17 protein-coding genes are annotated in these 16441 nt (G+C 69.4%); 15 read left to right on the top strand and 2 right to left on the bottom strand.

Annotated features, from left to right (window positions below):
* Nucleotides 1-22 precede the first annotated feature (22 nt).
* The 3 genes from RN743_RS10525 (at nt 23) to RN743_RS10515 (ending at nt 4733) form a co-directional block, all read left to right on the top strand.
* A complete protein-coding gene (locus RN743_RS10525) occupies nt 23-2122 on the top strand; it encodes a S9 family peptidase (RefSeq protein WP_310779691.1) in 2100 nt (699 codons plus the stop codon).
* A 62-nt stretch (nt 2123-2184) separates the two neighbouring features.
* The gene (locus tag RN743_RS10520) at nt 2185-3492 is read left to right on the top strand and encodes an FAD-dependent oxidoreductase (protein ID WP_310779690.1); all 1308 of its coding nucleotides are present in this window, start codon (nt 2185-2187) and stop codon (nt 3490-3492) included.
* Nucleotides 3493-3638: 146 nt separating this feature from the next.
* A complete protein-coding gene (locus tag RN743_RS10515) occupies nt 3639-4733 on the top strand; it encodes an ATP-binding protein (protein WP_310779689.1) in 1095 nt (364 codons plus the stop codon).
* On the opposite strand, the gene RN743_RS10510 is transcribed toward RN743_RS10515, so the two are convergent.
* Nucleotides 4730-5362, bottom strand: coding sequence for a DUF2911 domain-containing protein (locus RN743_RS10510; RefSeq protein WP_310779688.1), 633 nt, complete (start codon nt 5360-5362; stop codon nt 4730-4732). The genes RN743_RS10515 and RN743_RS10510 overlap by 4 nt on opposite strands.
* 161 nt (nt 5363-5523) lie before the next feature.
* Here RN743_RS10510 and RN743_RS10505 point away from each other — a divergent pair, with 161 nt between their 5' ends.
* The 12 genes from RN743_RS10505 (at nt 5524) to RN743_RS10450 (ending at nt 15515) form a co-directional block, all read left to right on the top strand.
* Nucleotides 5524-6024 carry a nuclear transport factor 2 family protein gene (locus RN743_RS10505; protein ID WP_310779687.1) on the top strand — a complete coding sequence of 167 codons (501 nt, stop codon included), beginning with the start codon at nt 5524-5526 and terminating at the stop codon, nt 6022-6024.
* A gap of 10 nt (nt 6025-6034) precedes the next feature.
* The gene (locus RN743_RS10500) at nt 6035-7228 is read left to right on the top strand and encodes an aminotransferase class I/II-fold pyridoxal phosphate-dependent enzyme (protein ID WP_310779686.1); all 1194 of its coding nucleotides are present in this window, start codon (nt 6035-6037) and stop codon (nt 7226-7228) included.
* On the top strand, nt 7225-8175 hold the full coding sequence (locus tag RN743_RS10495; RefSeq protein WP_310779685.1) for a pyridoxal-phosphate dependent enzyme: 951 nt from the start codon (nt 7225-7227) through the stop codon (nt 8173-8175). Before RN743_RS10500 ends, RN743_RS10495 begins: the two co-directional genes overlap by 4 nt.
* Nucleotides 8172-8828 (top strand): hypothetical protein, encoded by a 657-nt coding sequence (locus RN743_RS10490; RefSeq protein ID WP_310779684.1) that lies wholly within the window; start codon nt 8172-8174, stop codon nt 8826-8828. The genes RN743_RS10495 and RN743_RS10490 overlap by 4 nt, the downstream gene beginning before the upstream one ends.
* 75 nt (nt 8829-8903) lie before the next feature.
* Nucleotides 8904-9140 (top strand): hypothetical protein, encoded by a 237-nt coding sequence (locus RN743_RS10485; protein ID WP_310779683.1) that lies wholly within the window; start codon nt 8904-8906, stop codon nt 9138-9140.
* Complete coding sequence (locus RN743_RS10480; protein WP_310779682.1) at nt 9137-9967, top strand: type II toxin-antitoxin system VapC family toxin; 831 nt, start codon at nt 9137-9139, stop codon at nt 9965-9967. The genes RN743_RS10485 and RN743_RS10480 overlap by 4 nt, the downstream gene beginning before the upstream one ends.
* A 5-nt stretch (nt 9968-9972) precedes the next feature.
* A complete protein-coding gene (locus RN743_RS10475) occupies nt 9973-11769 on the top strand; it encodes a DUF885 domain-containing protein (protein WP_310779681.1) in 1797 nt (598 codons plus the stop codon).
* A gap of 35 nt (nt 11770-11804) precedes the next feature.
* Nucleotides 11805-12644, top strand: coding sequence for a metallophosphoesterase (locus RN743_RS10470; protein WP_310779680.1), 840 nt, complete (start codon nt 11805-11807; stop codon nt 12642-12644).
* A gap of 52 nt (nt 12645-12696) precedes the next feature.
* The gene (locus RN743_RS10465) at nt 12697-13371 is read left to right on the top strand and encodes a hypothetical protein (protein WP_310779679.1); all 675 of its coding nucleotides are present in this window, start codon (nt 12697-12699) and stop codon (nt 13369-13371) included.
* A complete protein-coding gene (locus RN743_RS10460; protein WP_310779678.1) occupies nt 13364-13849 on the top strand; it encodes an MOSC domain-containing protein in 486 nt (161 codons plus the stop codon). Before RN743_RS10465 ends, RN743_RS10460 begins: the two co-directional genes overlap by 8 nt.
* Nucleotides 13771-14814 (top strand): alpha/beta hydrolase, encoded by a 1044-nt coding sequence (locus RN743_RS10455; protein ID WP_310779719.1) that lies wholly within the window; start codon nt 13771-13773, stop codon nt 14812-14814. Before RN743_RS10460 ends, RN743_RS10455 begins: the two co-directional genes overlap by 79 nt.
* Entirely contained in the window at nt 14811-15515 is a 705-nt protein-coding gene (locus tag RN743_RS10450) for a gamma-glutamylcyclotransferase family protein (RefSeq protein WP_310779677.1), read from the top strand. Before RN743_RS10455 ends, RN743_RS10450 begins: the two co-directional genes overlap by 4 nt.
* A 39-nt stretch (nt 15516-15554) precedes the next feature.
* On the opposite strand, the gene mazG is transcribed toward RN743_RS10450, so the two are convergent.
* Nucleotides 15555-16406 carry a nucleoside triphosphate pyrophosphohydrolase gene (gene mazG / locus RN743_RS10445; protein ID WP_310779676.1) on the bottom strand — a complete coding sequence of 284 codons (852 nt, stop codon included), beginning with the start codon at nt 16404-16406 and terminating at the stop codon, nt 15555-15557.
* Nucleotides 16407-16441 lie beyond the last annotated feature (35 nt).

Below are 16441 nucleotides of genomic sequence, written 5' to 3'. Positions count from 1 at the left end.
TCCGATCCACGGAGAGTGTCAGATGACCGCCCCGCTCCGCAGTGCCCGAATCTCCCTTTCGTTTCTTGCCGCCGCAGCCCTTCTGTGCGTCGCCGTGCCGGCGGTTGCCCAGGCGGGGGCCGAGTCCGGCCCGCTTCGCATGGAGGACATCTTCGAGGTCGAGATCGCGGGCGACCCGCAGATCTCGCCGGACGGCCGCCGGATCGTCTACGTCCGCCAGCGCGCGGACATCATGACGGACAGCCGCTTCTCGAGCCTCTGGATCGTGGGCTCCGACGGCTCGGGCCACCGGCCGCTCACGACGGGGGACTTCAACGACAGTTCGCCGCGCTGGTCGCCGGACGGCACGCGACTCGCCTTCATCTCGAACCGGAGCGGGGACGCGCAGATCCACGTCCGCTGGATGGATTCGGGTGAGACTTCGGTCGTCACGAGCGTGACGGAGCCGCCGCGGTCCTTCGAATGGTCGCCCGATGGGACGCAGATCGCGTTCGGGAAGCTGGTGCCGCAGCCGGCGCCGATGATCGGGGGCATGCCGACGCCGCCGGAAGGCGCGGAGTGGGCCGAGCCGGCGCAGGTCGTCGAGCGGCTGGTGTATCGCTTCGACCAGTTGGGCGATCTTCCGCACGGGTTCGTGCACGTCTTCGTCGTGCCGGCGGAGGGGGGGACCGCCCGGCAGATCACCAGCGGAGACAACCACTGGGCTGGCAACGGGATCGGGGGTACGCACTTCTCCTGGACTCCGGACGGCACGGGCCTCGTCATGTCACGCGACCCCAGGGGCGGGGACACGGAGAGCGTCTTCGTAGCGGACACGGAGGTGTTCGAGGTCTCCGTCGCCGACGGCACGACCACGCAGCTCACGGATCGCCGGGGCCCGGATGACGGGCCGATCGTCTCACCGGATGGCCGCCACATCGCCTACTTCGGGATGGACGACCGCTTCCAGGGCTACCAGCTCACGCGGCTCTACGTGATGAACCGGGATGGGAGCGATCCGCGTTCGCTTTCCGGCGGACTCGACCGCGAGGTCTACGGGGCCACTTGGGCGCCCGATGGGTCGGGGCTGTACGCGCTCTACGACGACGAGGGGATGACGAAGCTCGCCCTCTTCCGCCTCGACGACGACGGGAGCGGCCACCGGGTGCTGACCGACAACGTCGGCGGGGTCGCCCGCGCCTATGCCGGAGCGACGTACTCCGTGGCCGACGACGGCAGCTTCGCGATGAACTACACGACGCCCGCCGTGATCTCCGAAGTCGCAACAGGTCGCCCCGGAAGCGATGTCCGCGTGCTCACGGGGATCAACGACGACCTGATGGCCAAGCGGGAGATCGGGGAGGTCGAGGAGATCTGGTACGAGTCCTCGCACGACGGACGCCCCATCCACGGCTGGATCATCAAGCCGCCCGGCTTCGACCCTTCGCGCGAATACCCTCTCATCCTCGAGATCCACGGCGGCCCGTTCTCGAACTACGGCGCGCGCTTCGACCTCGAGAAGCAGCTCATGGCGGCGCAGGGCTACGTCGTGCTGTACACGAACCCGCGCGGCAGCACGAGCTACGGCGAGGAGTTCGGGAACCTGATCCACCACGCCTACCCTGGGGACGATTTCTACGACCTCATGTCGGGCGTCGACGCGGTCATCGACCAGGGGTATGTAGATGAGGAACAGCTCTACGTCGTGGGTGGGAGCGGAGGCGGCGTCCTCACGGCCTGGCTCGTGGGCCGGACGGACCGGTTCCGCGCTGCGGTGTCGTGGTATCCCGTCATCAACTGGTACAGCTTCGTGCTCACGGCCGACATGGCCGCCTACGGGGTCAACTACTGGTTCCCGGGCCTCCCCTGGGACCACGTGGAGCACTACGAGTCGCGCTCGCTCCTGAGCGTGGTCGAGAACGTGACGACGCCGACGCGGATCGTGACGGGCGAGGAGGACTGGCGCACGCCGATGTCCGAATCCGAGCAGTACTTCAAGGCGCTCAAACTGCTCGGAGTGGAGACATCGCTCGTGCGCTTCCCCGGCGAGCCGCACGGCATCCGCCGCCGCCCGAGCCACCACATCGGCAAGATGCTGTCGACTCTGGAGTGGTTCCGCCGCTACGCCGCGACAACGTCCTGATCAGACGCGGGCGGCGCATCGGCCGCCGGAGGTTTCTGGAACTCTCCCTCCTCGGCTCGGGCTTGTCGCTGCTGCCCGCGCCGCGTGGCGGGTCGGCCCGGACCCTGGCGGCCCGCCGCGTCATTGTGGTCGGCGCCGGTATTTCCGGGCTTGCGGCCGCCCGTGCCCTGGCCGATGCGGGTATCGATGTCATCGTCCTCGAAGCGAAGGACCGGCTGGGCGGCCGGATTCACACGGACTTCAGCCTGGGGGCCCCGTTCGAATACGGGGCGGGCTGGGTGCACGGCCCGAGCGACGACAACCCGATCATGGGCCTGGTCGAGGCGGTGAACGGACGGACGTTCGTTACGGACGACGAGAGTCTGGCGGTATTTGACGATTCCGGTATGCGCCTTCCCGAAGCTCGAGTCGATGCCATCGACCGGGGGTGGGAAGACGCGCTCGAACGAGCCAGAGATGCCGCGCGCCTCGGGGATGGCATGAGTCTGCACGACGCGATCCGGCTGGCGGCGCCCGAGACGCTCGAAGATCCGGGGCTCGTATGGGCGTTGTCGGCCTATACCGAATTCTCGAAGGGAGGGGCGATCGAAGACCTCTCCGCCACCCTGCACGACGCGGATGAGGCGTTTCCCGGAGCAGACGTCGTCCTCACGACGGGGTACAGCGTCATCCTTGAGCCATTGGCCGGAGATCTGGACCTTCGGCTCGCTGCGGAGGTGGAGTCCATCACATATGGCGCGCAGGGTGTGACGGCGGTCGCGGGCGAGCGCGAATGGACCGGCGACTACATCGTGTGTTCGGCCCCACTGGGTGCGTTGAAGGCGGGACGGATCCGCTTCGAGCCTCCGCTACCTTCCGAATACCTGGAGGCCATCGAGTCACTCGGCTTTGGGAGTGTCACCAAGATTGCCCTGAAGTTCGATGCGCCGTTCTGGGATACGGATACCCAGTATTTCGGTGTGGTGACGAGGGAAAAGGGCCGGTGGTGCTATTGGGTGAACTATCGGACGTTCAGCACCGAGAACATCCTTCTCGGGTTGTCGCTGGGCGACTATGCCCTGGTGGCCGACCGAATGTCGGACGCCGAGATGCGCGAAGACGCCCTACAGGTGCTGCGCACCGTCTGGGGCGCCGAGGTCGGCACACCCGCAGAGGTGCGGACCACCCATTGGTCGACGGACCCCACTACCCTCGGAGCCTATACCTATCCGCGCCCCGGGACCGACAGGGCCGATTTCGATCTGCTCTCCGAGCCCGTCGATGATCGCCTCTTTCTGGTCGGTGAACACACGCTGTTTGATTTCGCGGGCACCACGCACGGGGCGCTCATGAGTGGTCGACGGGCGGCCCGCCGCATCATGTCCCGGTAGCAGCGGCTCGTAGCCGCTGGACACCGAGGTCCGACCATCGTACTCTGATATTGTTGAATATCGCATCTCTGGAGTAAGATATGCAACAATTTATACCGAGGCCGCGCCTCCACAGCGCGATCCGTCGAGGGCTGTCCGAGGCGCCGGTGGTCGCTCTGCTGGGCGCGCGTCAAATCGGCAAAACGACGCTGGCCGAGCAGATCGTATCCGCCTGGGACGGGCCGTCCATCATCTTCGATCTGGAGGCGCGAGGCGAGAGGGCGGCCCTGTCCGCGACGCCGGAGAGAGTACTCCGCAGTACCGATGGGCTCGTCGTCATCGACGAAATCCAGCGCATGCCGGAGCTCTTCGAGGTTCTGCGCCCCATCTGCGACGCCCGCGATCGCAATGCCGTGTTCCTCGTCCTCGGCAGCGCTTCGCTCGACTTGATCGAGGCCGTGTCCGAGACCCTGGCCGGCCGCGTCCTGTTCGTGGATGTGGGCGGCCTCTCCATCGCCGAAGCGGGCCCCGAAAACCAGGACCGGTTGTGGCTGCGGGGCGGGTTTCCGCGAGCTTACCTCGCCGCATCAAGCGGAGCCTGGTCCCGGTGGATGGAATCGTTCACGCGCACGTTCCTGGAACGGGACATTCCGGGGCTACGTTCGAGAGTCGCCCCCGCAGCCGTGGGCCGGTTCTGGAGGATGCTGGCACACTACCACGGACAGACGTGGAACGCGGCCGAACTGGGGCGCTCGATGGACGTGAGCGTGACCGCCGTACGGAACTACCGCGATCTGCTGTCCGGTTCGTTCATGATACGCCAACTCCCGCCGTGGTTCGAGAATCTGGGCAAGCGGCTCGTTAAATCGCCGAAGGTCTTCATTCGCGACAGCGGCATCCTGCATTCCCTGCTCGGGATCGAGGAAATGACGGAGTTGGCCGTGAATCCCCGGTACGGCGCCAGTTGGGAGGGGTTCGCTCTTGAGCAGACGCTCCTCGAGCACGGAGAGCGCGAGGCCTATTTCTACGGAACCCAGCGGGGGGCGGAACTGGACCTCCTGCTCCTGCGGCGCGGCCGGCGCTGGGGCTTCGAGTTCAAGTGCACGGAGGCGCCCCGGACCACGAAGTCGATGCACGTCGTGATCCGGGATCTGAACCTCGAGCGTCTATGGGTCGTCTATCCGGGGGATGTCGAGTACCCGTTGACCGGCACCATTACCGCCCTGCCGCTGAAGCGAATCGGCGAGATCTCGCTCGGTTAGCGGGCGACCTGGAAGGGGACGGTTGCGACCTGGTCGTCCCACCAGATCGTGAACACGCCGCCCTCCTGCGTCATGTCCATGAACGAGATCGTGAGCTGGTCGGCGGACATCATGATCGTGTCCACATCCATGGTCGTGCGCAGCACGTCGCGGTCGGGCGTGTAGCTGTAAGCCCCCCACAGCGCGTCGGGGTTCTCCTCGCGGAAGCTCTCCTTCGCGCCCCAGTTCGAGAAGATCAGCGTCCACTCGGCCTCGGTGAGTTCCGCGAACACGCTGTACTCGCCGGCCGGCAGCCGCTCGCCGCCGAACATGAGGTCCGTCTCGGTCATGAAGCGGGTGGACTGGTCCGCGCCGACGCGCCACACCGGCGCCCCGCGCAGGAACTGCTGGCCGTACTCGGCGCCCGAGCCGAACAGGTCGCGGCCGCGCAGGATGGGGCGGCCGTACGTCACGACGACCCAGGAGCCGCCCTCGTAGCCGCCGTCCGCGTTGAACGAGCCGCCGACCTGGGTGGCGGCCTCTCCGCCCGGGCTCATGCGCCGGTCCTGGGCCTCCGCGGCCGTGGCGAAGGCAAGGGCGAAGCCGAGGGCGATCGCCAGGCAGGGGATGGCGCGGAACATCTTCTTCATTCGTACCTCCAAGCAGGTTCAAGCGCGGCATCGCCGGCCGGCGATGCGCGAACAATTCCAGACACGCCCGTCAGGCGCGACGGGCATCCTACGGTGGCGCACGCGAACCCGAAAGCCGGGCGCGTCGCCGCGGCACGCGGGCTCCGATACAATATCGACCCATGAGGAGAACACGGCCCGCGAGAGGAACGTGCCGGTGTATCGTTGCGGCCGTCGGTCTGGCGGCGGCGGTGGCGGGCGGCCTCGTCGCGGCGGCGTGCTCGGGCCCGTCGCGGGAGGCGGGGGAGACCGGAGGAGCGGTCGACGCCGAGGCGGTGAGAGCGGAGATCGAGCGCGTCACCCGGCGCTGGGAAGCCGCGCTGATCGCGGGGGCGCCGGGCGACGCCGTCGCTGACGTCTTCACGCCGGAAGCGGTGCGGCTGCCGTCCGGCGAGCCGGCGGTCCGGGGGCACGATGCCATCGTGCGCGCCCTGGCCGGTTCGGTGCCACTGCGCGAGGCGCGGTTCACGATCGAGGATATCGAGGTGGACGGGGACCTGGCGTTCGCGAACGGGACGTACCGGGTGCGCGGCCCCGACGACGTCGAACTCGGCGGCAAGTTTCTCGAAGTGTGGAAGCGGCTCGAAACCGGCTGGCGCATCCACCGCGTGATGTGGGACTGAAAGGAGAGACATGAAGAACTTCGGGGATGGGAGAAGGGCGGCGTCCACGGACGCCGTGCACGCGGGCGAGCAGGAGCCGAGGCCAGAGGGGGCCGTCGTCACGCCGATCTACCAGACGGCGAACTACGAACTCCGGGGCGAGGACTACCACGACATCGGGTATATCCGGCTCAGCACGACGCCGAACCATCGCGTACTCGGGGAACGCATCGCGGCGCTCGAGGCGACGGAAGCGGCCCTCGTGCTCGGCAGCGGGATGGCGGCGATCTCGGGGTCGCTGCTCACGCTGCTGTCCGCCGGCGATCACGTGCTCGTGCAGGATACGCTGTACGGCGGCACGGCCGCGTTCCTGCAGCAGGACCTGCCGCGGTTCCGCATCGGGCACACGGTGATCGATCCCCAGGACCCGTCGGGCTGGGCGGCCGCGCTGACGCCGACGACGCGCGCCATGTACGTCGAGACGCTCACGAACCCGCTCGTACAGGTCGCGGATCTGGAGGCGGTCGTGGCGTTCGCGCGCGAGCACGGGCTCGTGACGCTGATCGACAACACGTTCGCGAGCCCCATCAACTTCAGGCCGGCGGAGATCGGCTTCGACCTCGTGCTGGAGAGCTGCACGAAGTACATGAACGGCCACAGCGACATCGTGGCCGGGAGCGTGGCCGGGCCGGCGGACCTCGTGCGGCGCGTGAAGGTGATGCAGGACCATCTCGGCGGCTCCCTCGACCCGCACGCCGCGTTCCTGCTCGAGCGGGGGCTGAAGACGCTGAGCGTGCGCGTGCGCGAGCAGAACGCGTCGGCGGGTCGGCTGGCCGCGCGGCTCGAAGCGCACCCCGCCGTGTCCGTCGTGCACTACCCGGGGCTGGCGAGCCACGCCCAGCATGAGCGGGCCGCGCGCCTGTTCGACGGCTTCGGCGGGATGATGTCGTTCGAACTGGAAGGCGGCGTCGACGCGGCCGAGGCTTTCATCTCCGCGCTGGAGATCCCGATGGTCGCGGCGAGTCTCGGGGGTCCGGAGTCGCTGGTGGTGCGCCCCGCCGCCGCCGTCCACGCGGGCATGTCCGCCGAGGAGCGGGCGAAGGCGGGCATCCGGGACGCCCTCATCCGCTTCTCCACCGGGCTGGAGGCGACGGAGGATCTCGCGGCCGACCTCGATCGGGCGCTGGCGAGCCTGCCGCGGGCGGTCGCGGGCCTCACCGCGTGAAACCTCCCGGCCTGCCGGAGATCGAGGCGGCGCGGGACCGCGTCTACGCGGCGGCCCTCCGCTCGCCGCTCATCCGCCTCGGCGTCGACGAGGGGCCCGAGATCTGGCTCAAGCTCGAAAACCTGCAGCCGATCGGCTCGTTCAAGATCCGGGGGGCGGCGAACGCGATCGGCCTGATTCCGCCCGCGGAGTTGGCGGCGGGGGTGTGGACGGCGAGCGCGGGGAACATGGCGCAGGGCGTCGCCTGGAACGCGCGGCGTCTCGGCGTCCCGTGCTCGGTCGTCGTCCCGGAGACGGCGCCGCGGCTCAAGCTGGACGCGATCGCCCGGCTCGGCGGGACGGCCGTGAAGACCTCCGTCGCCTCCTGGTTCGAGGTCTTCCGCACCCAGCGCTTCGAAGGGATGGATGGGCGGTTCGTCCACGCCTTTATGGACCGCGACGTGATGGCGGGGAACGGCACGATCGCGCTCGAACTGGTCGAGGACCTCCCCGACATCGACGCTGTAATCGTCCCCTTCGGGGGAGGCGGGCTCGCGTGCGGGATCGCGGCCGGCATGAGGGCAGTCGCGCCGGACGTTCCCGTCTTCGCATCCGAGGTCGCGGGTCAGGCCCCGCTCGCCGAGTCGTTGCGCGCGGGGCGGGCCGTCTCGATCTCCTACACGCCCTCGTTCGTCGACGGCATCGGGGGCCCGCACGTGGAACCCGCAATGTGGGAACTGGCGCGGGATCTCCTCGCGGGCTCCGTCGAGATCACGCTCGAAGACACCGCGGCCGCGATCCGGCTGCTCGCGGCCCGCAACCGCGTGGTCGCCGAGGGTGCGGGGGCCTCCTCCGTCGCGGCCGCCCTGTCGGGCGGGGTGAAGGGGGACAGAATTGTCTGTATCGTATCCGGAGGGAATCTGGATCCGTCCACCCTGGCCACCATTCTTGCGGGCGACGTGCCATGAACGACATGACCGAGCCGCCCGCCCCCGACGAACCGCCTGCCCGCGAACCGCCCGCCCGCGACCCCCCGGCGACGCTGACCGCGGCCCAGGTCTCGCAGATTCTGAAGCGGGCGGCCGAGATCGACGCCCGCGGCGATTCGATGACCGTCGAGGAGTTGGAGCGCATCGCCGGCGAGGCCGGGATCGATCCGCGCGCGACGAGGACCGCGATCGCGGAACTGGTCACGGAGCAGATGCTGGTTCCGGCTGCCGCGCCGCCACCGCCGGCGGTCCCCACGACGCGCGCGCGAAACCCCGCCTCCCCCTCTCCCGGACGCATCATCGCGGGCGGGGCCGTCGGCGTAGCCTTCGGATTCCTCTTCGCGGGCGGTCTGGAGGGCGCCATCGCGGCATCCGGCGCCACGGCGATCTATCTCATCCTGCGCGCCGTGCAGGCCATGAAGCGCGGCAGCCAGCTCGACTTTCAGCTCCAGAACTTCACCCTCTGGTTCGTGTCGACACTGATCATCGCCGCCGGACTCGGGCCCGAGGGGTTCGCGTTGGCCCTGCTCTGCTGGATCCTAACCTCGGCCATCGGCGGCCTCCTCATCCGCTTCGGCTCCCGCGAGGACGAGCCCGAGGAGGTTCCACAACTCGAATCCGGAGGCCCCTGATGCTCACCTCGGTTGACGTCCGCTTGCGTTATGCTATCATCATGATAGCGGATGCGGAATCGGAGGAGGTCGAACATGGGGAATCTGACCGTAAGGAACCTGGACGACAGTGTGATCGCGCGGCTTAAGGCGCAGGCGAGACAGAACGAACGCTCGCTTGAGGGCGAGATTCGGCATGTGCTCAAGCGAGAAGTGTCGGGACCTCGCCGCGCGGCTGAATTCTTCGCGCGGGCCGATGAGCTGGCGGCGACGACGATCGGCACGCGGCAGACGGACAGTGCGGCTCTGATCAGGGAGGACCGAGCCCGGTGAGGGTCACCGTGGACGCGAGCGTCGCGGTGAAATGGTTCGTCGAGGAGGACGGCCGCCCCGAAGCCCTCACGTTGACCGGACCACGAATCGAACGGCACGCACCGGACCTCATCTTACCCGAATGCGCCAACGTGATCTGGAAGAAGCATCGCCGCGGAGAGATCGCCTCGGCGCAAGCGTTCGTCGACGAAGTCGCCCGGATGTCGGAAGCCGTCGCGCTTCTCCCCGGCGCGGAACTGGTTCGGGAAGCGGCGAAGATCGCTCTGGAGGCCGGTCACCCTGTGTACGACTGCTTCTACATCGCATGCGCAAAGCTGACGGACTCGATTCTCGTCACGTCGGATCGAAGACTGCCGAATATCGTAACGCGGTGGGCCCCTGCCGTGACTGCCGTCACTCTTGAGGACGAGAAAGCGATGGCCCGGATCGAAGCGGCTGGTGTTCGGTTCATCATCAGCTCGGCGAAGGTGGAGGAACTGATCGAAGCGTGGGATCGCTTCATGGCCACATGGGACAGTGTCCTGAAGGACACTTTCTCGTCGGCATCAACAGAGAGACCCCGGATCATCAGCCACGAACACCGAGATCTTGCCAAGAACCTGGTACAGACATCCCCGACGTACCGGCGATTGATTGAAATGGTTCAGAATCTGGATCAGGAAGAACGCGTGGATCTGATCGTGCTCGCGTCGGCCGGAAGGGGCGAGCGGACGACACGACGACATCTCCTTGATCGGGCGCTCCACATGGTCGACGAATTGGACATCATCGATATCGTGCATCTGGGTGTCGACTGGCGCGAAGGTCGCGCGCGCCTGGCCGGGTAGGAACCATGCGAGGCCGCCAACACGCCGCAGGAATCCCGGTATGGCTGGTCGTTTGGACGGCCGCTTGCGGTGCCCCCGTCGACGAGCGCGGGGGAGAGGGCCGGTCCGCGCGTGCTTCGGCGCAACTGGCGGCGCTGCTGGACTCGGCTTGGGTCCGGGATCTGGAGACGAATCCCTTCGTCCGCCTGCGCGAGGGGGTGGACGTGGAGCGGCTCCCCGCGCTCGACTACGAGGCGGCGGAGGAGCGGGCGGCGTTCTCCCAGCGGCAGCTCGAGCGCGCCCTCGCCATCGACGCGGCGGCGCTCTCGGCCGATGAGCGCGTCACGCTGGAAACCCTGGTCTGGCAGGCGGAGATGGCCGTCGAGGGGCACCGGTACTTCTGGCTCCGGAGCGTCCTCACCCCGTATTCGAGCGTCCTGCGCAGCTACAGCCAGATCTTCCCGCTCCTCCCGCTCGAGGATGACGAGGATCTCGACCGTTTCGTGGCGCTCGTGGAGCAGGTGCCGTCCCATGTGCGGGACCTCGAGGACTACGTACGGGGGCAGTTCGAGCGCGACTTCATCGTGTCGAGCCAGAACCTGACGCCCGTCGTCCAGCTCGTGCGGGCGACGGCGGGCGAAGCGGAGGACGGTCCGTTCGCGCTCCCCGTGGGTCGCGCCTCCGGGCTGGACCCCGCCCGCGTCGCGGAGGCGAGGGCCCGCATCGGCGACATCGTGCGCGATTCCATCAACCCGGTGCTCGAGGAACTCGCCGCCTTCCTCGAGGGGCCGTACGCGGCGCGCGCGCCGGCCGGGGTCGGCCTCTCGCAGTATCCCGAGGGGCGCGAGTACTACCTCTATCTCACCCGCCTCCACACGACGATGGAGGTCACGCCGGAGGAGGTGCAGGCGGCCGGGCACGAACTCCTCGCCGAGTTTCGGGCGCGCATGGCCGAGATCCGCGACCGCCTCGGCTGGGAGGGGAGCGCGGAGGAATTCCACGAGCACCTGAAGACGGACCCGCGCTATTTCCCGGCGTCCCACGAAGAGGTGCGCGAGCGCCTGCTGGCCGCGTCGACCCGGATGCTCGAGCGCATCGACGCCTACTTCCCCGGCGTCCCCGAAGCCCCGTGGGATGCGAGGCGGCTGGCGCCCGAACTCGAGCCGGCGATGACGTACGGCTACTACTCGGCGCCGACCGCGGCCGAGCCGACCGGCATCTACTACTACAACGGCTCGAACCTGGACCAGCGGAGCTGGCTCGGACTTGCGTCGATCTCGCTCCACGAGCTGATCCCCGGCCACCACTTCCAGATCGCGGGCCAGCGCGAGAGCGGGACGCTGCCGGACTACCGGCGCAACACGTCGTACACGGCCTACACGGAGGGATGGGGGTCCTACGCCTCCTACCTCGGCTTCGAGGCCGGCGTGTACGAGGACCTGTACAGCGAGTACGGCTTCTACATCCTGGAGAGCTTTCTCGCGACCCGGCTCGTGGTGGATCCGGGGATGAACCATTTCGGCTGGACGAGGGAGGAGGCGCGGCGGTTCATGCGCGAGAACACGCTCGAATCGGAGACCCAGATCGCGACGGAGTCGCTACGCTATTCCACGGACCTGCCGGGGCAGGCGCTCGCCTACCAGATGGGGAAGCGGAAGCTGCTCGAACTGCGGGCCCGGGCCGAGGACGCGCTCGGCGACGGCTTCGACCTCCGCGGCTTCCATGATGTCGTGCTCCGCACCGGGTCCGTGCCCATGGTCGTGCTCGAAGGGCAGGTCGATGCATGGATCGGCGGGAGGGGGTCCGGGGACGACGGATCATAGCGCTGCGGCGACCGCGTCCCGGCTGGACGGGCTGGATGCTCCTGATCCTCCTCGCGATCGCGGTCCTGCTCGCCGCGTGGGCGTTCTGGTGGGAGCCCGGCCGGCTCGTCGTCAACCGGACCGACCTCGAGGTGCCGGGATGGCCCGAGGGGGAGGAGACCCGCATCGCCCTGATCGCCGACCTGCACGTGGGCTCGCCGCGGAACGGCCGGGACAACTTGCGTCGCGTCGTGCGACGGGTGAACGAGACGCTCCCGGATCTCGTTCTCATCGCCGGCGACCTGACGATCGACAACGTCGTGGGCGGCCGGTTCGTGCCGCCGGAGGAGATCGCCGAGGACCTCGCCGCGCTGGACGCCCGCTACGGCGTGTTCGCGGTGCTCGGCAACCACGACCGCTGGCTGTCCGCCGAGCGCGCGGAAAAGGCGCTCTCCGGCGCGGGCATCACGGTGCTCGACAACGAGGGTCGGCGGGCGCGCGTGCGAGGCCACGACGTCTGGATCGCGGGCGTGGCGGACTTCTGGACGGGCCACCCGTCGATCGAGGATGCCCTCGACGGGGCCCGCCCCGGGGAGCCCGTACTCGTCGTCACGCACAACCCGGACATCTTTCCCGAGGTGCCGGCGCGGGCCTCCCTGACGCTGGCGGGGCACACGCACGGGGGGCAGGTGGTCATCCCGTTCGTGGGTCCCCGGATCACCCCCTCCCGCTTCGGGGACCGGTACGCGGCGGGTCATGTGGTCGAGGACGGACGACACCTCTTCGTGACGAGCGGCGTGGGGACGAGCCGGCTCGGCGTGCGCTTCCTCGTGCCGCCCGAAGTCGTCACGCTCCGGCTCACGCGCTGCGAGTCCTGCGAGTCGCCGCCGGAGTGACTATCATGCCGCCCACGCGGGCTTTGGACCTGAAACCGGAGTGACGCCGAACATGCCGTCTCATTCGAATCTGCGCTTCCGCGAGGAGCGCGTCGCGGGCGCCGCGTGGCGCCTGGCCATCGCAGGCCTGGCTCTGCTTCCTCTCGCCGCCGCCGCCCAGGAAGACAAGCTGCCCCCGCCCGAGGGCTGGCTCGCCCGCACCGACCACGGGGGGGACGGGGTGGAAGCCCTCCAGGAGATGCCGCCCGGCTGGCACGTCACCACGGGGCCGGCCGGCATCTTCTACGATCCCGAGACCCGGGCCGACGGCGACTTTCGCGTCGAGTCCACCGTCTTCCTGTTCGACCCCGAGGGCCGGAACGAAGGGTTCGGCGTTTTCATCGGCGGCGCGGAGCTGGAGGGAGACGGCCAGGCCTACACCTACCTCCTCATCCGGGCGGACGGGAGCGTGATCGTGAAGCGCCGGGATGGCGGCGAGACGTCCACGCTCCTCGACTGGACGAAGCACGAGGCGGTCGTCACCTGGGCGGCGCGGGGCGAGGGCGCGGCGACGGCGAAGAACATCCTCTTCGTGGAGGCCGAGGGCGACGACGTGATCTTCGGCGTGAACGAGCAGGAGGTGTTCCGGACGGCGAGAGCGGGGCAGCACGTCGATGGCGTCGTGGGACTGAGGGTCAACCACGGCCTCAACCTGCACTTCTCCTCGCTGGAGGTGACCGATGGCTGAGTCCACCCCGGGGTCGGCGGGCTCCGGGTCCGCGGGCTCCGGCCCGGCGCGGCTCGAGGCGATCTGGCTCAAGTCGGCGCGGAAGGGCCCCATGGAGCCGGTGCCGGAAGCCACCCTCGTCGCGGGGAAGGGGCTGGAAGGGAACGTCGACCGCGGCGGCTACCGGCAGGTGACGCTCCTCGACGCGGACGCCTGGGAGACGGCGACGCGGGAGGTCGGCGTCGATCTGGCCCCCGATGCCCGCCGGGCCAACCTGCTCGTGCGGGGCGTCGACTTCTCGGAGACGGCGAACCGGGTGCTGCGGATCGCGGGCTGCCGCATCCGCATTCGGGGCGAGACGCTGCCCTGCGCGCGCATGGAGGACGCGGCGCCCGGCCTGAAGGCGGCGCTGGCGCCCGACTGGCGGGGCGGCGCGTACGGGATGGTGATCGAGGGCGGCCCCCTCGCCCTCGGCGATGCGGTGGCCTGGGAATCCTGACCGGCCCCCGCGCGCCCGCCGTCTTCGGCCTCGCCGTCCTCGCAGCCCTCACGGCGGGGTGCGACGCCCCCGCCTCCGAAACGGGTCCGCCGACCCGAGCGGGCTCGCTCTCCGTCTTCGAGGCGGAACTCTTCTACCAGACGGTCGGCGTCGGAGAGCCCGTCGTCGTCGTACACGGCGGTCCGGGCCTCGACCACTCCTACCTTCGTCCGTGGTTCGACCCGCTGGCCGAAACGCACCGGGTCGTCTTCTACGATCAGCGGGGCCTCGGGGCGTCGAGGGCCGTGGTGAACGCGGCGAGTCTCTCGATGGAGCGCTACCTGACCGATATCGATCGGATCCGCGAACGCGTGGCGCAACGCGAGAAGGTCACGCTGCTCGCGCACTCGTGGGGAGCGATTCCGGCCCTCCTCTACGCCATCGAGCGGCCCGAGCGGCTCGCGGCGCTCATCCTCGTCGCGCCCGTCGAGCCGGGCAGCCGATACCGGGAACGGACCGACGAGAACCAGTTGGCGAGGCGGGACTCGGCCGACCTCGCGGCCATCGACTCGATCCGGGGGACGCCGGCGTTCGCGGCGCGCGAGACGGAGGCCATCAGCCAGGTCTTCTTCCACGTCTTCCGCGGGACGTTCGCGGACGCCGGCGTGGCCGACAGCCTCCTTCGTCTCTCCCTGCACGAGAGAACGGCGAGCCAGGGTCAGCTCGTCGCGAGCCTGCTCATGTCGCCGCTCCAGGGGCTCGACTTCTGGGACCGACTCGGCGAGATCGAGGTGCCGGTGCTCATCGTGCACGGGGCACAGGACCCGATCCCGATCGAAATGGTGCGGGAGATGAACGACGCGCTTCCGGACAGTCATCTGATTCGGGTCGACGAGTCGGGACATTTCCCATTCATCGAGAATCCGGCGCTGTTCTGGCCCGCCGTGCACGCGTTCCTTCAGCAGCGGCCTCGGGACGGGCCGTGACCGCGGACGGCCCGGCGCCGGGCCCGATCCGCGACCCGGCTCCCCTGCGGGGCGCGCTCTCCCGCCTCAACGACGCGCGGCTCGCGCCCGAGCACAGTTCCGCCCGCCTCGCCGCCCTGCTGGCGGGGTTCGAGGAGCTGGCCGCCGTTCTCCCGGGCGAGGACCGGCGGCCGGGCGCGGCGGGAGCGCTGGCGGAACTCGAAGCGCTGCTGTCCGAACCGGGCGCGGAGACCGGCGCCGCGGCGTTGCGTGAATACCTCGAGCCGATCCTCGAACGGCTGATCGAGGCCCTGCTCGACCATCCCGAGCGGCGGCTGGCCGTGTACGGGTCCCTCCTTCCCGGCGAGAACAACCATCACCACGTGGCGACGCTCGTCGGGCGCTGGGTGGAAGGGACGGTGGAGGGCACGCTTCACGACCGCGGCTGGGCGGCGCGCCAGGGCTATCCCGGGTTCGTCCACGGAGGTTCCGGCGACCGGGTCGCGGTGAAGGTGCTGGAGAGTCCCGGACTCACCGACGCCTGGGACCGGCTCGATGCCTTCGAGGGTGAGGCCTACCGAAGGATCCTTGCCCCCGTCGAAATGAAGCGCCTGGGGACCGGAGCCGAAGGCGAGACTGGGTGGCGAGTCTGCAACATCTACGAACTCACGGACCGCGCCCGCGCGGCCCGCGCGCCGGATCGCGAGCGCGACCCCGCCTGAGCGGCGGCGAGCCGCAGCGGTCCCGGCGTGCCGCGGCCGCTATTCGGCGGCTTTCACTTCCTCCCACACGGCGTCGAGCGTCGCGAGGTCCGCCTTCTTCCACTCGAGGCCGCGACTCTCGGCAAGCTCGATCATGCGCCGGCAGCGGCGCTCGAATTTCTCGACCGCGCCGAGGAGCGCGTTGGCCGGGTGCACTCCGGCCCACCGCGAGGCGTTCACCACCGCGAATAGCAGATCGCCGACCTCCTCGACGACCTCCGGGCTCGCCTCTCCGATCCGGGGCGCCGCGGCCGCTGGCGGGGATCCGGACGCCTCTTCGGCGGCCGCGCGCTCGAGTTCCGCCGTCTCTTCGCGCACCTTTTCCACAGGTCCCGCGATGTCGGGCCAGTCGAACCCGAACCCGGCCATCCGCTCCTGCACGCGCGCCGCGCGGCTGAGCGGATCGAGTCCCCCCGAGACCCCGTGGAAGGGGTCGCCGCTCGCCTCGCGTTCCGCAGCCTTGAGCGACTCCCAGTCGGGCGGGGCGTCCGCGTCGCCGTACACGTGGGGGTGGCGGGCCTCCATCTTCGCCTCCAGCGCCTCGACGACGTCGGCGGCCGCGAAGGCACCGCGCTCTTCGGCGAGCACGATCTGGAAGGCGACGTTCAGGAGCAGGTCGCCGAGTTCCCCCTGCAGGTCGGCGTCATCTCCGGCCCGGATCGCGTCCGCGACCTCGTGCGCCTCCTCGAGGAGGTACGGACGGAGCGTCTGCGGCGTCTGCTTCGCGTCCCAGGGACAGCGGACGCGCAGGAAGCGGACGAGCGCGAGGGCCCGGGCGAGGGCATCATCCCCTTCGCGCGCTTCCTCGGCGTGGAGCGTCCCGGGGTCGGCCGCGGCGGTTGGCTCTTGCATGACGGCGAAGGTATCATCCCGTGGCAGGACGCCGC

This window comes from Candidatus Palauibacter scopulicola (genome assembly GCF_947581915.1).
In the GTDB taxonomy this organism is placed as follows: Bacteria; Gemmatimonadota; Gemmatimonadetes; order Palauibacterales; family Palauibacteraceae; genus Palauibacter; species Palauibacter scopulicola.
Note: the sequence above shows the minus strand (reverse complement) of the source record. Positions and strands in the feature narration are given on the sequence as shown.